We start from the raw sequence: 17825 nt of genomic DNA, 5'->3' as shown, positions 1-17825 counted from the left end.
AAGGGATGTCAAAAATCTTTCAACAAAAGCATCATACGGTCAATGCATTGAAAAATATTCACTGTACGATTTATCAAGGTGAAATGGTGGCCATTATGGGGACAAGCGGTTCTGGTAAAAGTACACTACTAAATATGATTAGTGCCATCGATGAACCGACTGAAGGTGCGTTATTCTTATTTGGACAGGAAGCGCATGATATTTATAAAGAGCCAAAAGCATCGAAATTCCGTAAAGAGAATATTGGCTTTATCTTTCAATCATTCCATCTGTTGAAAGATTTATCAGTTGAAGATAATATTGCGCTCCCCCTTATCCTTAATGATGTGCCAAGTAAAGAGATTAAAGTACGTGTACAGCAAATGATGGAAAAGCTCAATATTGCTGCATGGGCGAAGCATCGACCTAATGAGCTTTCTGGTGGTCAAAAACAACGAGTAGCTATAGCACGCGCCATTATTGCAAACCCGCCAATTTTACTGGCCGATGAACCGACTGGTGCTTTAGATGTGAATACGACAGACGAAATTTTAGAGCTCCTAGTAAACTTGCAAAAAAATCTGGATCAAACCATTTTACTCGTGACACATGACCCTTATGTTGCTACTTATGCAAACCGTGTATTATTCTTCCATGATGGTGCCATTGTGGATTCCTATCAAAATAAGCAAACAGCAGAGGATTTAGATTGCATTTTATCAAAGTTCAAGCTGATTACTAGAGGTGATGTGTAATGTTTACGATGCGTACCATTGCTCTGAAGCTATTTCGTGCAGCGTGGACAAATGTATTAACGAGTATAAGTATTATTACCATTTCTATTTGCCTTGTCATGACAATGAGTGTTTACATATTGAATGCTAATAGTCAAATGAAGGAAGAAATACAAGCATTATATGGCGAAATGGATTTGCTGGTCGGTTATAATCCTGATCAACATAGGCTGTTAACATCACAGCAAATCAAAAATTTCGAATCAATGCCTGGAATCACAAAAGTTTCTAGTGTGTCATTAGCTCATACAAATGTTGAAAATGAAAAAAACACATCATTTTATACTGTTGGTGTTGAAAACGATGACTTAGTGAAAAGCCGCTATCATTTTAATGTTAATCTTGGTCCAGAAGATGTTGTCATCACTGAAAATATGGCCCGTCTCTTCCACAAGGATGTCGGAGATGCTTTAAACATTACGTTCAATAAAACAGTCGGAAACTCCGCTGAAGCAGAAACAGGCACCTTTACGATCCAAGAAATCCTTCCACCTCTAAAAGGCACAGATAGTCCTAATATTATCCTGATTCAAAATGATGTGTTGAAATCGTGGATGGATAATAGTGATGCACAAACTGCCGGTATGTTCGCCCTCATTAAAACGGAAAACGATCATATTGCAACTTCAGTTGGTGCGGATTTGAAACAGCTAGATGACACATTACGTGTCGATATCATGAGCGACTACGATGAAATTAAGAGAAATCTACAAGCATTAATAATTTTTATAATTGTATTGTCATTCTTTATCTTACTTATTTCTAGTGTCTTACTTCTATCAACGTTCCAGCTATTATTTTACAAAATTAAAGAACAGCTTATGGTATTACGTGCACTTGGCGCATCCACTAAGCAAGTTAGTCGCATAGTACAATTGCAATTATCTATCATCATTGGCTTTGGCGTATTGCTAGGGACTTTGGTCAGTTTATTAGTGATAAAAAGTTGGCTACCACAGCTAATTAGCTTGATGAAAATGCCAGATGCAAAAACTGACTTTCCAATGATCTTTGTTATCGTGATTGCTATTGCAAGTTTTTTATTGCTGCAACTAATCACACGATGGCAAGTTCATAAAAGCGCTAGTCTTTTACCTTTACAAATCGCCACAGAAAATGAAAATTTAAGTTTACGCTGGACAAAATGGAAAACGATTGTTGTGGGCATCGTTGCATTCATATCCCTATTCTTGTTTGTGAATGCTTATCAAGTCGGGAAAAGTACTGGCAAAGGGGCACTCATGATTTTAATCGGTACATTACTCGTCTGTGGGATTTTACTCTATATCATGCCGTATCTTTTTACAGTACTATTCAAAATTTCCTTGAAACCTATTCGTGCTGTACTTGGCAAAGAAGCATACTTAGCGTGTCAGCAGCTCATGCCACAGGTGCGAAAAAATATGCCTATTGTGCTTAGTATTGTTGGATTAATGGTCATTTTAATATTCGGTAGCTCTTTATTTAAAACGAATCAACAAAACTCATATAGATATATAAACTCTCAATATGAAACATCTATAAAAATTGATAATGAATTAGAAGATCCAACTATTACACCAGCTTTGATTAAAGAAATTGAGGCGTTGCCGAGCGTATCCTATGCCTATGAACGAAGTAACGCACCTTATATAATGCTTGAAGGTGACAATGGCTGGGAAGGTAGTAATTTCGAGGCCATTGATGTTGAAAAATACGTCCAATTAGAAAAGCTTGATGCTTTTAAAGGAGAGTTAAAAAATGGGGTGATCATTACAGAACGACTTGCCAAAAAACATCAATTAGCTGTTGGTGATTATATAATGGCAGGTACATATGATGAAACACTTCAGCAGGAAGTGCCAATTGGTGAATTAATGGTCGTTGATATAGCCCTTGACTCTTATAATAAATATATAGATTTGTTTGTCGATTGGTCCTCATTTATAGTATCAGATTCAACTATTATTACAGACATCATGGTGGAAGCAGATGATACAGAGCAGGCATTAGCAGACCTCGCTTTCTTACAGAAGCGTTGGCCAGCTTTAAAAATTAATGATAAAGAGACATTTATCGAGCAAAACGATGAAATGATCTTCCAGCGATGGAGCCTTTTTGTTGGCGTCTTCGTTATTTTGATTACCACTACTTGCCTTGGGGTATTGCAAACATTGCTTCACTCCATTTATTCAAAACGTGGCGATTATGCGATTCAACGACTAATTGGTCTTTCCCCTAGCGGATTAATCAAGTTGATTTTAACGCAAGTGATATCATTTGTGTTATACGGGCTAGTAGTTGGAACTATTCTTGGATTAGCGTTAACGAGAATGTTGAGCTTTATTGACGAAGGAGCTCCGACGTACTATGACTTTTTCACATTAAGTATGACGAGTATCGTCTTTTTAGCCGCGACACTCATTGTCTTTACACTGCAAGGATACTGGATTAGTCGGAAGAAATTGGCGAATGAAATGATTGATATTTGAATGATCCCCCCCTCTTTCATACCTCTATAGCTGTCTTAGAGGTATGATTTTTTTTCGGGGAATTTTTATACTTCAACTAACGAGCTAGGTAGATTTATTAAAAAAGATGTTCGCTTTCCGTGTTAAATTTTGTAAAATATATGTAGATCAATACTATAAACATTAACTAAGCAATATTAGGAGGAAACACCGTTGAATCAGGCTGTGGAAGCTTTTCTAAATAAGGTATGGCAGGAAATCACTACAATTTACGAAACAGAAAGCAAAAGAATCGATGAGTTTAAGGATCAAAGAGCGTTGCAAGTTGGCGTTCACGACTACCTCCGGGTGGCGTGGAGAAAAGGCAAGTTTACCTGGTCTAAAGGTCAAATTTATATCGATTTCTCCAAATTTTTATCCCGCTCGAATAAATTTAAAGCGGATACTTACATTTTGGAGTTGACCGATGAACTTCTAACTGAGGAGTTCTTCCCTCCCTTGTGCAAGTTAGTAGACGACTTGTTCCGCTCGGAGCAACTGGGATCCAATTTCTTTGATTACAAGTTTGAAGTTGTGTTTGAGTTTGAATGGGAGAATTCGAAATTAACGCTTAACAAACAGCTGTTGAATGAGGCCAAGTTGATTCAACTACAAAAGAGGCTGGATCATTTTATTCAAACAATGATTCTTTCTGATCTGCCCGTGATACCTGTAGAGATTGACATTTTCTTTTTCGCCAATCATTTGGTCAATCCTGATTTGATGAAACAGGAAGTAGAAATAATTGATCCGTTAATTCGTCGACTCTCCGACAAGTTAAATCATGAACAAAAGCTCAAAAATGAGTGGATCAGTCGGTATACTTATGCGTTAAAAAATTGGGCGTTGGATTACTTTTTACTGCAGCATTTTACCCGATCCGGTCATTATGGAATGATTTGGACTTTGAAAGAAGATCGTCCTTCCGTAGACATCAGTGAGATGAAGTTCTTTCTTTATGCAGCATTACAAATTGGCTTCACAGAGCCAGATATCCGGCAAAAATATATAGAACTGGCAGTCCAATTGGGCTCCAAGGAGGCTACTCATTATTTAGAAGAAGGCAGTGGAAATTTTGCTCGTACATATTACGGAGAGCTGATGGAAGGTAGAAACAACGATATTACACAAACGATCGAAATCCGAATTCTGTCCGAAGAAGAACTGGCATATAAAGAAGCGCTAGATTACATTATCGATCTTTTGATGCAAGGGTTTTCCAAAAGTTATCTGCTAAAACTGGAGAGTTGCCAAATGAACTTTCTTCCTATGACGGAATTGGCGAAGTCCGAGCTACATCAATTTTTTGCGAATGCACTTAGCTACCCTACTTTGTTTCCGAAGCTTGCACAATATGTGGAAACAGCTATGGAAGAGTTCGCATGGTATGGGGATGTGGAGCCAAGTGAGGAATCGGTCATGCCAGGCACTTATGCGGTATTGGGCCTAGGCTTGTACAGCGAAGCTTATTTTCCGTTGGTCTGTCGCTATATGGAAATGGTAGATACAGAGCATCAGTTAGCACATGATGGCTATGCAGAGGCGTTTATTGAGGCGCATGGCGTAAAAGCGGAGCATATGCCGGTAATTGTATCCATTTTGCTTGGAGGGATTGATGAAGGTACGCTAGTCAAAAATCTAACCATCGATAGTCTCGAGCTTTCCCAGGCACTATTCGAGGCGCTGAAAGGCAAAGAGATTTATGAATGCGAAATGGTATTATGCCGGATTTTCGGTAGCATAGAAAATCTTGTAGAAACAACCCAAAATACACAAACGCCATTAAAAGAAGGTTTGGAACAGCTGTTGGCACTTCAAATCGAAATGACCTGAGAGCTTCATTCTGTTTAAAAAGAGCGTGTTTTGATCAATTTTTTCAAAACACGCTCTTTATATTTGTTCTCATATCAAGTTAATCAAACTTTATTTAGGGCGATTTTTTATTTATCGCGCACTATTTTAGTTTTATCGCCCGATTTTCTTATTTTATCACCGAACTATTACAGTTTATCAGACACTTTTTCAAATTTATCGACATCTTACGCTCCTACAAACAACACAGCCTGTCCGATCGCAATAAATAAGGCTTCATGCTGTATAGGGCTGTTATCTTCAATTTGCAGCGTTATCTCAAAATGTGTCTCACAAAAAACTGCCTGCCAACGAGCAATCGGTTGATCGTCAAGAGAAAAAACTGACCAGTCCTCCATTTCCTTGTTCAGTTTTATTTGTTGGACGTCATCCGTGATGATTAAATCAGGAATCATAATTTGCCAGCCATCATAGGCAATCATATAGTCTTTGCCTGTAACGAAATCCTTCCCTCGAAAATGCACTCGCCCACGTCGCGACATCTTCTTACATGTAAAAAGAGCCTGACCAGCGACATCGCTCACATCAAAACGTACAAAATAACGATAGTCCATCGTGCGGTCAAACGCCTTTTTCAATCCGTTCGAATAAACACGTTGAACAGTAGACGATACTTCCCCCGCTTCATTAACGATTGCTACTAACTCTGTCGATTCAATTGCCGCTGGTTGTTTGTATGTATAAATCTTCAATATATTCGCTCCTTCATTACACTTGCTCCCTATAACCTAACATAAAATAAACGCCAAATACAAAGGTTGCATTTGGCGCTTGACTGTTTATTTAGTTTGCTTTGGTACTTCTACGGTAAATGGTTGGAACTTCACTTCTTTTGCAGATGGCTTTTTAAATGGGATTTTCGTTTCTACGCCGGCTAAATCAACATGTACACCGCCTCCACCTGAAGGAATCATTAAATATGGTGTAATCATTAATTTTTGAACATCGTCTGAAATCGGGTCAAAGGACTTGGTGCTGCTAAAGTTCCATACACCATTATCAAAATGACCTTCTCCTCCACCAGAATGCGATGTAATTTCTTTGCCATGTTCATCTGTAATACGGAACTCTATAAACGATGCACCTATATGTGGATTATCCTCTGTACCCTTTTCAGTTGCTTTATAATCAAGTGCTATACCTGATGGACTTAAGGAAATTTTGGACACATCTAGTTGAATGTCCCCTGCTTGTTGCTGATGATGAACGGGAACATTAATAATATCCGTAATCTTTTTAACAGGAACCGTAAACTCCCACTTTTCCCCTTCTTTCCCTTCTAACGATAGGCCCATTTCAAAGGAATCCGGCATGTCCTCCTTCACTTCTAATGTTGCGATGCCTGTACGAACCGTTGGACTTACAACTTTTTCACCATAGCCACCAGAACTTACTTTAGGGTTTTTACCATTAATAGTAAAGTTCGGTCCTGCCCCGAAGTACTCAGCACTCAATTCCTTTTCAGAATCAATTGTAAGTCCTACCGTAATATTTGACGCGTCATAAAGGACTTCATCAATTGTTACGGAAATACCGTTAATTGTTTGTTTTTCTCCAATAGTGCTTGATAACCCTTGTTCACTAGCTTGTTTTAACCCAAGGAAACCAGAGTTACTGAATACTGAACCGACGATTGGTAGCTGTGATAATGTACTTGCGAATGTTGGTGATACATAAGCGGCTGAACCTACCATAATACAAAATGCTGCTGCCGCACTTGCTACATATAATAACGGTTTACGTTTACTTTTTCTTTTCATTTGAATAGGGGCTTGACTCATATTTGTTTGCTCCTCTGCTTGTTGGATTCCTTTGCTAATTGCTGCTCGTACCTCATCTCTTGGGAATTCCGGAAGGGGTCCGTTTTCATTAAATAGCTTTTTCATTCAACGTTGCACTCCTTTCTAATTCACGCTTTAATTGTTTTTTTCCACGATGCAAATACGTTTTAATAGTGCTAACTGGCTTTTCCATTACTTCTGCTATCTCTTTAATCGGTAAATCGTGATAATAAAATAAAATGATGGCCATTTGCTGAGAATGACTCAATTGCTGTATGGATTCCGATAAATCGATTGGATTCGCCATAACATTTTCTTGCTCCTGTAAACGATTTAATAATTCACTTTCTTCATAGGGGATAATTTTATTCCCCTTTTTTAGTAACCTGTAGCACTCATGTATTAAAATTCGAAACAGCCATGTAGAAAAAAATTCTGGATGCTTTAGCTGATGAACGGTTAGAAAGGCTTTACACGCAGCTTCTTGAATCGCATCCAAAGCATCCTCTTTTTGGCCAACGTAAGAAAGCGCAGTATAAAATAATTTTTCTTCCTCTAGAATAAGTAGCTGCTGAAAAGCCTCCTTATTCCCTGCAATAGCCTGTTTGACGATTGATAAGTCATGTTCCACGCTGTTCCCTCCTTTCAATACTTAGAGTCAATAACTCTATGAAAAGGTTTCACTTTGATAAAATTCTTTTTAAAAATAAAATAAGTGACTCCGGGCGGGCACCGTCACTTCGGTTCTTCCATCGTGCATTTTATTCGTTCTATCCACGACTTTGGCTCTTCTAGCCACGCTTTCGTTCGCTCTATCCACGACTTCGTCTCTTCTATCCACGCTTTCGTTCGCTTTATCCACGACTTTGATCGTCTTTCTATCCGTCCCTATGTATCTACAAAAAAAATAGACTACTTCATATAAAGTAGCCTACTAAAATTTTCTTTATTTATCCAATTTAAATGTAATGTCGCCAACTCCGATTTCCGAATTGACCTCTATTCTTACATCTGCTTTATCATACGCTTCGTTTACATAAATCCCTTTGCCTTTGGAAATGAAACCTTCTATATTTGATGTACCGAGACCTTTTTCCGTCGTAAGCTTTACCCCAACTTTTGATGGTAATATGACAGTAGTGTCCCCAACACCTGTTTCAATATCCGCTTCGAAGCTTTTTTTCCAATCGCCTCCTAAATTTACATCGAGATCGCCAACGCCTGTTTCAATATTTAATTTTTCCAGATGCAACCCTTGTAAATCTAGCTCTGCATCTGATGCTCCTGTTTCGATTGAGAGATCCATAGGAATATCATCATTCAGTTCGATATCCCATATATTTTTTATTTTCCCTAAACGCACGTTAGTAGAACCTTTATGATCAATCGTTACTCTACCTGTCTGGCCGCGTAAATCATATTTTACTTTCGGTGCTAGTTTATCGATATTGTATTGAGCAGTACCTTCAACCCAATCGTTGGCACCCTTCTTAACTGTTATTTCTCCAATACCAAGTTGTAAATCAACATCTAACTTCTCCGCTTTATCCTTTTCCACTAAGATCGTTTCATCTTTGGTTTTGCCTGGTATGACTGAGTTACACCCCGATAACGCAATGAATGAAGCGCCTATAACCAAACCAAGTCCCATAAATTTTTTCAATGGTTTTTCCTCCTACTATATAATATTCCAATAAATTCATTATATAGGAACTGTCATATATAAAAACGACCCTCCGCTTTAAATTACTCTAAGACCTAAGACGTAGTGAGTATTTATATAATGGATATGTCACCTTTCAAAAAAAGTGAACTAGTATTTTGAATATGGATAGGTAAAAATTTGTGAAGCATTATAAAGAATATACGTATTTCCTTCATGATCCAATGCATGTATCACCGCTATTTCTGATTTAAGAGGGACTGATACTAATTGCGCATCATTCGAATCGACTGCCTTCTCAATTCGCTCATCTCCAGTATCTATTATTAATTTTTCAACGTTATGATTGTTAAGTAATGGAATAACAATTTGGTGAATGTCTTTTAAATAAACAGCATCATTCATTTTATTTTCTTCACTCACTAAGTAGAATTCTAATGCATAGCCTTTTCCATCATGCTTGAAAATGGAAATACATTGATAAGGCTCATTTGAAAAAAAGCCCATTCTATATTGACGAATCGTTATTATGTCATTTAATTTCATACTAGGATTAGGACCCCATTTTATAGTATTCTGAATGTCTGCTTCATTCTGTACGTAAACACGATAACCGATACGTTCAGACATATTCCCTAAAATAGCTATAATAATGATGATACATAGTAATACACGCCAAAACCAATTTTTCATGAAAGCAAATATGGCGAAAATAAATAAAAAGACAGCACTTACTAATCCTACTACCATCCATGGCCGTGCCAATGAGCTATAGTCTTTCACCCTTCCAGACTTTTCTGGATAAAGATTTGAATCTGTAAGCACCGTCGTCATTGGTTGGCTATCATGTTGGAAGAGTATCATCTTTAAGCCAATGAGCAAACAAGCTGTTACGACTACTGTTAGGATAATCGGGATGACTGGTGTTCGCTTCTTCGTTATTTGATTAATTTTTTGAAACGTTTTTACTTGGCTTTCGTCAGAGAATTTACCTTCCTTATACATTTTGTTCATGGCATTTCGAATCTGATCCATATTCGAATCCCTCCTCCAATAGCGTGAAGCCAACCATTTGACGCGCTCGTCTTAATCGTGTTTTCACCGTATTTACTGGCAGCTTTAGCAGATCTGCAACGTCCTTTAAGGAAAACTCTGCAAAGTGAAATAGAAGTAGTACATCTTTGTATTTCGTCGGAAGTTTTTCAATCGATGCTACTAGCAATGCATCCGTCTCTCCCATCAATACTTCCTCTTCAGGATTATCGGATAGGCTCTTTAATTTGCTCCAATAATCAATGACTTGTATTTTTTTATAGCGCCAGCTTGAAAGATAACTATGACACTTGTTAATGGCAATGCGATATAAGTAGGTTTTGACAGAAGCTTCTTCACGAAATTGTTCCATTTTTTCATAGTATTTAACAAATGTATCTTGTACTAAGTCCTCAGCGACTGTCCAATCTTGAACATATGTATAGCATACTCGCAGTAAATAATCTCCGTACATTGTCATAGCTCTTGATAAGTGAGCGTCCTTCTGTTCTTTTAACATGTTGCTCGCCCCCATAAAAGCATTTACAGTTAGACTGCTGAACAATAAAAAAGTTTCATGAAAAAATCAATTTCTTCATGAAACTAATAAGTTAAAGGATATCACTCTCCACTAAAGCCTTTAAGTTAGCAAGAGAATCCTTGTAACCGCTCATATTAAAAGTGACCGTGGTGCCATTTTGTTCTTCCTCTAATAAAATAGAGATCCGTGATTCTTCTATACCTAAGTAAAATGAAAATTCTCGATTCGGCGTTACCTGTTTGATCGTCAACACCATCGGTAATTTCTCTGCAAGCTGATTCTGTTCATTTGGCAGTAACGTGAAAACAATCTCTTCTCCAGCCTCTAATTTAGGGATTTCCCAAGTTGAATTTGGAGCATACCATTGCGACAATTGCGCCTCCTCTGTAACAGCCCGCCAAACTGTAGCAATACTTGCGTCAATCCAAATCGAACTTTTTTCATTATCCATCATTGCATTCCTCCGTTTGTTGAACTTATGCCTTTACCCTTCATTTTATCCTATTATTGGAATTAACAACATTTATAGCTTTAGCTCCTAAGAAATAAAAAAGTGTGTTTTGACAATTAATTACTCAAAACACACTTCTTAAAGATTTTTTTATGTTCTACGCATATACGCTTTCACTGTTAGTGGTGCAAAGATGGCGACAACCACAGCAGCTCCAATAAGTGAGGCCGATAAATCCCAACCTATTGTTCCTGAATTCGTCAGTTCTCTGACAGCCGTCACGAGATGCGAAATCGGATTAATTTTCACAAACCATTGTAGGAAATCTGGCAAAGTTTCTGCTGGAACAAAAGCGTTCGAAAGAAATGTTAGTGGAAACAATACAAGCATCGAAATTCCCTGTACACTTGAAGCTGTTCGAGCAATGACACCAAAGAAGGCAAAGATCCAGCTTATTGCCCAGGCACAGACAATGACTAAAAGCCCCGCAAGTACAACGTGTTCTAATCCACCTTCTGGTCGATATCCCATAATATATCCCATAGTAAAAGTAAGTACCGTTGCAATTGTATAACGAATGGTATCGGCCAATAAGGCTCCTGCCAATGGCGCAATGCGTGCGATCGGTAATGATTTAAATCGGTCGAACACTCCTTTATCCATATCTTCTCGTAATTGAACACCTGTAACGATTGAGGTAGTGATAACAGTCTGCACGAGAATTCCTGGAATAATGACTGGCAAATAGTTTTGTACATTCCCCGAAATGGCTCCCCCAAAAATGTAGGTGAACATCAGCGTGAAAATAATCGGCTGAAGCGTTACATCAAACAACTGCTCAGGCGTACGTCGAATTTTTAGGACACCTCGGTAGGCCATCGTGAGCGAATTTTTTATCGATTGGTTGATACTCGGCTTGCGTAACAATCCACGTCCAACTAGTGGTTTTATCGTATTACTTTTCATACTCTTTCCTCCTCTAGTTGGGGACCATTTTCATTCACATTGTTACCTGTGATTGTTAAAAATACTTCATCTAAGGTCGGTTTCTGTACACTGAACTCGTCCAGTTGAATTCCTTTTTGACGAAGGGCAATCAGTAAATCCGTAACTAGATCAACATCTGCCATTGGGGCAGTAATTTTCCCGATATCCTTGGAGATGGTTGTTTTGACTTGAAGAATGTGTTCTACTGTTTCACGAGCAGCCAACATTTCCTGTGTATTTTGAATGCTCAAATGTAAGGATGAAGTACCAACAGATGCTTTTAGCTCATCGACTGTCCCTTCCGCAACAACACGCCCATGATCTATAACCGCAAGCCGATCTGCCAGCTCATCTACCTCTTGCAAATACTGTGTCGTTAACAATACAGTTGACCCCGTATCTACTAAACGACGAATCGTATCCCACATTTGATTACGTGTACGTGGATCTAGCCCTGTCGTCGGCTCATCTAAGAAAATTAAGGGTGGCTGTGCGATCAGACTGGCTGCCAAATCCAGGCGACGACGCATTCCTCCAGAAAAATTTTTCAAAGGTCGTTTAGCTGCTTCTGATAATCCGAACTCTTCCAGTAATTCAGCTGCTTTATTTCGGGCCTCTGTACGTCCCAATCCTAGCAAACGAGAGAAAATAATTAAATTTTCCGTTGCACTAAGTGACTCGTCAACTGAAGCATACTGACCAGTGACGCCAATTAATTGACGTATAATATGTGGCTCTTTCGCTATGTCATAACCGAATATTTGTGCCGACCCAGCATCTGCTCCTAGAAGAGTCGCTAGCATCCTAATAGTCGTCGTTTTACCCGCTCCATTAGGACCAAGTACACCATAGATAGTGCCGGCACGGACGTTTAGATCGACACCATCAACAGCCCGATTTTCTCCAAAATGTTTGACTAGGCCACGTGCTTCAATAGCCCACTCATTATTTTCTAACGGGCTTTTCATTCTATTCACATTCCCCAATACTATTCCTCCCTCATTCATTACCATCAGTTTTATAGAAATTTGTCTATATACGGATAATACAACAAGTTTATGAACTGAATGTGAACCGAATAATCTACGTCACTCATTTAATTTGTTACAAGATTTCTGAACTAATCTTTGTAGTTTTAGTCGACCTATGTAAATTAACTGCACCTAGCGCTACAAAGGCTGCGACAATATCCAGGGACAATTGATAACTAGAGAAAAAAGTGACCATGAATCCAAATAATGTAGGAGCGATGACAATAAAAAATTGATTTAGCGTCAAAGCAGCACTTACAGTTAAACCCACATATTGTGGATTCGATTGCTCGGTCACACAGGCGATAAATAATGAATACCAGCCAAGTGCTATGAATCCTAAAATAAAACTAAATAATAGCATCAACAATTTCGCATGTATCATATACGGCAATATGACTGTAAGAATAACTGCACTAACCATTACTATCATTAAAAAATATTCCCGCTTCTGTGCAAAAAATTGATCACTAATCCAAGCAATAGCTATCCTGCCAATCATCCCACCGATTAATATAAGGCTTAAATATTGCCCCGCTTCCGTTAAGGAATAACCTCCCTCTTGATGTAAATAACTCATAAAATGGGCAACGAGGATCATTTGTAAAGTCATCATTACGATTCCTACAATATAGATTGGATATAAACCTTTATTATTTTTAATGGCCATGAGCTTCTCTTTAAAAGTGACAGACGTTGCAGCTACTGCTACACGTTCTTTAGGCTCCTGATAAATTAGTAAAAAGAGTAGTCCACCAGCAATTGCTACGAATCCTTGCACAAGATGAACCGATGACAGGCTATAATGATGGTACATATATGTGAGAATAACTGATGCTAGCGCTCCACCGATTGGAATGCCTGTTTGTCGGATGCCAATCGCCAGCCCGCGATGTTTGTCTGGAAACCATTTCACGATGGCCGTACTCCCCCCGGTTTGCGCACTGCCGTACCATACCCCTACGATTAATAATAAAAATAACAACACCACATAATTATTAACCAACATGAGTAGTAAAGCCGAGAGTCCTAATAATATCGAACCCCAAGCGATGATTTGTTTTTCCCCTTTTTTATCCATAAAATAGCCGAACAGAATCATCGAAAAGATTGGACCAATATTAACCGCAGAAACAATAAAACCTGTTTGTAGCGAGGATAAATTCCATTCAATTTGATAAAATGTGGCGATTGGCCCCATGCCGTACGTCACAAAAGTCGCCGCAGTTTGAGACAGCGTAGCTACTAATACGATAACCCATTTAAAATATGTATTCATAAAAATTCCTCCAATGCTTTTACAATGATTACATATTTGAGTTTACGCTTCCCCTATGAATGCGTAAAATGGAGGAAAGTGATAGTGGCTATCAAAAAATTTTATAGGTGTGTGACAAACAAATATGAACATAGAAGAAATAGCATTAAAAATCGAGATTTTGGAGAGGCAAAACCTTAGTAAATCTGCTGAAATAACGAATTATACGCAATCCGCCTTAACCTCTAAAGTGAAGAAAATGGAGATAGAAATTGGTCAGGAAGTGTTTAAGCGTACACCGCAAGGCTTGAAGATTACAAATGTAGGGACACAATATTTAAAATTTTTAAAGCTAATGACACAGGAGTACGATGAATTTTTACAAGAGATCGGTTCAGCACAAACAAATTCAAAAATTAACTTCGGCACTTCTCATACAACGATCAAAATTTATGGCGCTTCCATTATGAATGCCTTACAGATCAATAATATTCCGTTAGATGTCGATTTCACTGTGGAATCAAGCACTTCCTTAAATGAAAAAATACATAATGCTGAAGCGGATTGTGCACTGACGAGTAATCCTATTAAACACTACCCTGATTTAAATTATGACAGGATTGCCTCAGAAACATTCGAAGTCATTTCGAACAACTCACATATTATTAATTTTGAGGCAGATTCACTTCTTACATTACTTGTGTTGAGCAGAGGCTGTATGTATACTCGTGCAATGGTGGAATGGTTAAATAAAAATCAAGTACCATTTACAATGAAAGAAATAAAATCGGTAAGTAGTATCCTTGATTTCCTACAAATAGACAATACGATAGCTGTGCTAAATACGAAACTAATTGATCTTTATAACTACTCCAACATTCATTATTACGATTTGCCACAGTTAAACAAAATCATCGAAACTGTCTTTATTTACAAGAAGAACGAAAGTCAACAGTCTTCTATTTTTCAATTAAAACATGTTATTGAGTCCTTGTTGGAAGACCCTATCGAACGAAGCTAGTTCGATAGGGTCTAAAACAATTTATCGGAATAACTCTTAAATTTACATTTTATTTCAAAATACGAAAATCTTTTCTTTTTCAATTACAATAAGATGTTTTAAAATACTTTCATCCAATTTCAGCACCTCACCATTATTGACCCAATGGTTTTTGTTTTACTTTTTATTGAGTGTCTCTTCGTCACCTTTGTACGCCAAAATATCACCTGGCTGACAATCCAAAGTCTTACATATCGCTTCTAATGTTGAAAAAACGAACCGCTTTTGCTTTCCCATTTTTCAAAATAGAAGGATTCGCCATTGTAAATCCCCCTCTCCGAAAGCTCCGTTCCGCTCATTTTTCCCATATCATCCACCTTAGACCGTCAAATCATTTTCTGATTTTATATTAATCACTTCTTGTAGAAGCCGTTGGAGGATAGCAGCGAAAACGGCGATAATCAACGCAGCAAAAATGATGATGAGTCCCATTATTCCAATAGGAGGGTCAACTTTCTTTGCTATCAAATGGAAGATTGGCAAACCTAATACATATAAACTACTGATTATGATCGCACAACACTTTATGTTCTTTAACGCTTTTACAGATAATTCCGTGAACACTGTGCTCTCGTCAATGTACCGTAAAAGATTAAAAGCCTGATAGAGAGCAAAGTAAAAAGACACAGCCGATCCATACATCACGATGAAAATGAGATAATTCATCAGGGAAATACTTGGATACATTTTTGATGCGAAATTCGCTATATGGGGTACTAAAAATATACATAAAGCGAGTACTGCAATTCCAGCCAGAAAAATAATTACCTTTAAGAAAGTCGTTGAACCTCGTTTAACCTTCATATTATGCACCTCACTTATTTAATAACATTATAAATTTAACACATGATTTATCGTTTTGCGATAAATATGTATTGTTTTTGATTATATTATTATTGTTATTTAAATATCCTTTGTAATGTACGTGGACAAGAACTTTTAGACATTCTTGTTTTTGTCTAGACATTCCTGTCCAAAATTAAAGACAAGAATGTCTGGACTTTGTATAATAAAGGCAATAACTTCCATACTCTTATATTGGTTTAGAATCGATAAAAAAACTATTGATAACAACAAAATACATTTTAATCTCGCATCCGTCTCTAAACAATTCACAGTATTTGCAATTTTGTTAATAGAGCAAGAGGGTAAACTGAGTTTAGACGATTAAACGTATACTATAAATTATACAAATAGAACAAGGAGGGAAAGTATTGACTAAAAAGCAAAAAGTTATAATTGTTGGTGCAGGGATTGTTGGTGCATCTATTGCTTATAATCTATCAAAGAAAAATCAGGATGTCACTTTAGTTGAGAGCCATTCAAAAGCAGGATGTGGTGTAACATCAACTTCCTTTGCTTGGATTAATCCTTCAGGGCGTGTTCCAGATAACTTTCAACATTTGTATGACGGGTCATTAGCAGAATATCATGTATTAGAAAAAGAGATCCCAGAATTAAAGGTAGATTGGAACGGCTCCCTTTCATGGGGAATTCCTGTAAATATCCATAAATCTTATATAGAAAAAATAACTCGCCAGCAAGTATCGGACTTAGAACCTCATTTAAAAGAATATCCAAAGGAAGCTCTATATGCTTTTAAAGAAGGTGCAATAGACCCTAATATTCTAACGAATCTTTTAGTAATGAAAGCGCAAGAAAATGGGGTAAATATATTGTTCGACACAAAAGTAACACAAATTAAAAAGGAGGACGCTAAAGTTGTTGGCATACATACTTCAAAAGGGTTTATAGAATCAGATGTCATTGTATTGGCAACTGGTACAACTTTACCTGAGCTTTGTAAGCCTCTTAGTATTGATGTTCCTGTTGAAGCATCACCTTCTATTATTATTCGTATGAAATCTCCAAAAAAGCTTATTCACACATTAATTTCTAATTCAAGATTTGAGGCAAGACAATTATCTGATACTACTATAATTGCTGCTGAAGATTATTTGGATGACCATGGAGAAAATGGACCGGAAGAGGTTGGAAGAAGAGCTTTTGATATCCTTCGAAATGATTTAAAAAACGGAGAATATCTTGAGCTAGATAGTATTCAAGTAGGAGAGCGACCAATGCCTAAAGACGGCTACCCCATTGTTGGTTTTCATGATCAAATAAAAGGACTTTATTTAGCAGTTATGCATTCCGCAATCACGTTATCTCCTGTTATTAGTCGATTAGTTGCGAAGGAAATCGTAGATAATGTGCAGTTAGAAGAACTAGAAGGTTGTAGACTATCTCGATTTTACCCAGTAAATGAATAATGCTTTAATGTTTTTGTAAGGCTGGTTTGGTTTACTGTAAGTAACGTAGATAAGAGCATGTTTTGAAAAAAATGATCAAAACATGCTCTTTAGATTTGTTCTCAAATCAAGGTCAATATCATTGATCCTGAGCAAAAGTTGTCCAAAACTATTTGTCCTTTTACATGTATACAGATTCGAAAACAGCCTCAATAAAAGAAAAGCGAGCATTTCCTAATGGTTATGTTCGCTTTTTTATAGCCAAAAAATCTTAATCATTCTTAATTTTGTTGATAAGAATATGATTCAATAATAAAAAAGGTAAATGTCATTGCAGAATTTACTGCCAATCGAGCGTGGTGTTCATTAGGCTTATATTCTCTTGCGTGTGAATCACTTGCTTTGGTTCTGAGTTTCCCAATTCCTAAAACAATGCTATTTAACCCTTGGAGAATTTGTTTTAGGGAATCATTCAAACCTTCTTGTCCTGGATCAAAATTGTTTAATTTCTTAATTCGATTGTATAGAGCAGACATCTCTCCAGCATTCCTGCTCCGTTAGTTGAATGGCAACAATCTTTTCGAAAACAGCCTTTATAAAATACCCTTTTTTATTTATCACCTAACTTTTTCAAA

General features: G+C 37.4%; 17 protein-coding genes and 1 pseudogene. 5 read left to right on the top strand and 13 right to left on the bottom strand.

Going from position 1 to position 17825, the window contains the following annotated elements:
* Nucleotides 1-5: 5 nt before the first annotated feature.
* From AC3WSO_RS11005 to AC3WSO_RS10995, 3 genes are all read left to right on the top strand, one after another.
* The gene (locus tag AC3WSO_RS11005) at nt 6-734 is read left to right on the top strand and encodes an ABC transporter ATP-binding protein (RefSeq protein WP_492534325.1); all 729 of its coding nucleotides are present in this window, start codon (nt 6-8) and stop codon (nt 732-734) included.
* Nucleotides 734-3244 carry an ABC transporter permease gene (locus AC3WSO_RS11000; RefSeq protein ID WP_492530722.1) on the top strand — a complete coding sequence of 837 codons (2511 nt, stop codon included), beginning with the start codon at nt 734-736 and terminating at the stop codon, nt 3242-3244. Before AC3WSO_RS11005 ends, AC3WSO_RS11000 begins: the two co-directional genes overlap by 1 nt.
* 192 nt (nt 3245-3436) lie before the next feature.
* Nucleotides 3437-5095: a DUF6138 family protein gene (locus AC3WSO_RS10995; RefSeq protein WP_492530720.1), complete on the top strand. Its 1659-nt coding sequence runs from the start codon at nt 3437-3439 to the stop codon at nt 5093-5095.
* Between the two features lie 206 nt (nt 5096-5301).
* Here AC3WSO_RS10995 and AC3WSO_RS10990 read toward each other — a convergent pair whose 3' ends face one another.
* The 10 genes from AC3WSO_RS10990 to AC3WSO_RS10945 form a co-directional block, all read right to left on the bottom strand.
* The gene (locus AC3WSO_RS10990; RefSeq protein WP_492530719.1) at nt 5302-5826 is read right to left on the bottom strand and encodes a tubby C-terminal domain-like protein; all 525 of its coding nucleotides are present in this window, start codon (nt 5824-5826) and stop codon (nt 5302-5304) included.
* An 87-nt stretch (nt 5827-5913) separates the two neighbouring features.
* Nucleotides 5914-7020: a DUF4179 domain-containing protein gene (locus AC3WSO_RS10985; RefSeq protein WP_492530718.1), complete on the bottom strand. Its 1107-nt coding sequence runs from the start codon at nt 7018-7020 to the stop codon at nt 5914-5916.
* Nucleotides 7004-7546 (bottom strand): sigma-70 family RNA polymerase sigma factor, encoded by a 543-nt coding sequence (locus AC3WSO_RS10980; RefSeq protein WP_492530717.1) that lies wholly within the window; start codon nt 7544-7546, stop codon nt 7004-7006. The genes AC3WSO_RS10985 and AC3WSO_RS10980 overlap by 17 nt, the downstream gene beginning before the upstream one ends.
* A 315-nt stretch (nt 7547-7861) precedes the next feature.
* Nucleotides 7862-8578, bottom strand: a complete 717-nt coding sequence (locus AC3WSO_RS10975) for a toast rack family protein (RefSeq protein ID WP_492530715.1) — start codon at nt 8576-8578, stop codon at nt 7862-7864.
* Nucleotides 8579-8728: 150 nt separating this feature from the next.
* On the bottom strand, nt 8729-9613 hold the full coding sequence (locus AC3WSO_RS10970) for a hypothetical protein (RefSeq protein WP_492530713.1): 885 nt from the start codon (nt 9611-9613) through the stop codon (nt 8729-8731).
* Nucleotides 9576-10130 carry a sigma-70 family RNA polymerase sigma factor gene (locus tag AC3WSO_RS10965; RefSeq protein ID WP_492530712.1) on the bottom strand — a complete coding sequence of 185 codons (555 nt, stop codon included), beginning with the start codon at nt 10128-10130 and terminating at the stop codon, nt 9576-9578. The genes AC3WSO_RS10970 and AC3WSO_RS10965 overlap by 38 nt, the downstream gene beginning before the upstream one ends.
* Before the next feature lie 91 nt (nt 10131-10221).
* Nucleotides 10222-10605, bottom strand: coding sequence for an SRPBCC family protein (locus AC3WSO_RS10960; RefSeq protein WP_492530711.1), 384 nt, complete (start codon nt 10603-10605; stop codon nt 10222-10224).
* 147 nt (nt 10606-10752) lie between these two features.
* A complete protein-coding gene (locus AC3WSO_RS10955; RefSeq protein ID WP_492530709.1) occupies nt 10753-11568 on the bottom strand; it encodes an ABC transporter permease in 816 nt (271 codons plus the stop codon).
* Nucleotides 11565-12557, bottom strand: coding sequence for an ATP-binding cassette domain-containing protein (locus AC3WSO_RS10950; protein WP_492534323.1), 993 nt, complete (start codon nt 12555-12557; stop codon nt 11565-11567). Before AC3WSO_RS10950 ends, AC3WSO_RS10955 begins: the two co-directional genes overlap by 4 nt.
* A 136-nt stretch (nt 12558-12693) precedes the next feature.
* The gene (locus AC3WSO_RS10945) at nt 12694-13914 is read right to left on the bottom strand and encodes an MFS transporter (protein ID WP_492534321.1); all 1221 of its coding nucleotides are present in this window, start codon (nt 13912-13914) and stop codon (nt 12694-12696) included.
* 109 nt (nt 13915-14023) lie between these two features.
* Here AC3WSO_RS10945 and AC3WSO_RS10940 point away from each other — a divergent pair, with 109 nt between their 5' ends.
* Entirely contained in the window at nt 14024-14899 is an 876-nt protein-coding gene (locus tag AC3WSO_RS10940) for a LysR substrate-binding domain-containing protein (RefSeq protein WP_492530707.1), read from the top strand.
* Nucleotides 14900-15055: 156 nt separating this feature from the next.
* Here the strand turns inward: AC3WSO_RS10940 and AC3WSO_RS10935 are convergent.
* Both AC3WSO_RS10935 and AC3WSO_RS10930 read right to left on the bottom strand, forming a co-directional pair.
* Nucleotides 15056-15246: pseudogene (locus AC3WSO_RS10935) on the bottom strand (helix-turn-helix domain-containing protein).
* Nucleotides 15247-15256: 10 nt separating this feature from the next.
* Nucleotides 15257-15742, bottom strand: a complete 486-nt coding sequence (locus AC3WSO_RS10930; RefSeq protein ID WP_492530706.1) for a DUF2975 domain-containing protein — start codon at nt 15740-15742, stop codon at nt 15257-15259.
* Between the two features lie 410 nt (nt 15743-16152).
* Here AC3WSO_RS10930 and AC3WSO_RS10925 point away from each other — a divergent pair, with 410 nt between their 5' ends.
* Nucleotides 16153-17211 (top strand): NAD(P)/FAD-dependent oxidoreductase, encoded by a 1059-nt coding sequence (locus AC3WSO_RS10925; RefSeq protein WP_492530704.1) that lies wholly within the window; start codon nt 16153-16155, stop codon nt 17209-17211.
* Nucleotides 17212-17471: 260 nt separating this feature from the next.
* On the opposite strand, the gene AC3WSO_RS10920 is transcribed toward AC3WSO_RS10925, so the two are convergent.
* Nucleotides 17472-17726, bottom strand: a complete 255-nt coding sequence (locus tag AC3WSO_RS10920) for an abortive infection family protein (RefSeq protein ID WP_492530702.1) — start codon at nt 17724-17726, stop codon at nt 17472-17474.
* Nucleotides 17727-17825: the final 99 nt, after the last annotated feature.

The organism is Lysinibacillus sp. EB106-09-02-XG168, from assembly GCF_058791475.1.
The sequence above is the reverse complement of the archived record's forward strand: the minus strand, read 5'-3'. Positions and strand labels throughout refer to the sequence as shown.

Excerpts from the sequence above, each read along its gene's own strand:
- AC3WSO_RS10950 (WP_492534323.1), bottom strand. The coding sequence starts at position 12,557 with ATGAAAAGCCCGTTAGAAAATAATGAGTGGGCTATTGAAGCACGTGGC.
- AC3WSO_RS10985 (WP_492530718.1), bottom strand. The coding sequence starts at position 7,020 with ATGAAAAAGCTATTTAATGAAAACGGACCCCTTCCGGAATTCCCAAGA.
- AC3WSO_RS10970 (WP_492530713.1), bottom strand. The coding sequence starts at position 9,613 with ATGGATCAGATTCGAAATGCCATGAACAAAATGTATAAGGAAGGTAAA.
- AC3WSO_RS10940 (WP_492530707.1), top strand. The coding sequence starts at position 14,024 with ATGAACATAGAAGAAATAGCATTAAAAATCGAGATTTTGGAGAGGCAA.
- AC3WSO_RS11005 (WP_492534325.1), top strand. The coding sequence starts at position 6 with ATGTCAAAAATCTTTCAACAAAAGCATCATACGGTCAATGCATTGAAA.
- AC3WSO_RS10930 (WP_492530706.1), bottom strand. The coding sequence starts at position 15,742 with ATGAAGGTTAAACGAGGTTCAACGACTTTCTTAAAGGTAATTATTTTT.
- AC3WSO_RS10960 (WP_492530711.1), bottom strand. The coding sequence starts at position 10,605 with ATGATGGATAATGAAAAAAGTTCGATTTGGATTGACGCAAGTATTGCT.
- AC3WSO_RS10955 (WP_492530709.1), bottom strand. The coding sequence starts at position 11,568 with ATGAAAAGTAATACGATAAAACCACTAGTTGGACGTGGATTGTTACGC.
- AC3WSO_RS10965 (WP_492530712.1), bottom strand. The coding sequence starts at position 10,130 with ATGTTAAAAGAACAGAAGGACGCTCACTTATCAAGAGCTATGACAATG.
- AC3WSO_RS11000 (WP_492530722.1), top strand. The coding sequence starts at position 734 with ATGTTTACGATGCGTACCATTGCTCTGAAGCTATTTCGTGCAGCGTGG.
- AC3WSO_RS10920 (WP_492530702.1), bottom strand. The coding sequence starts at position 17,726 with ATGTCTGCTCTATACAATCGAATTAAGAAATTAAACAATTTTGATCCA.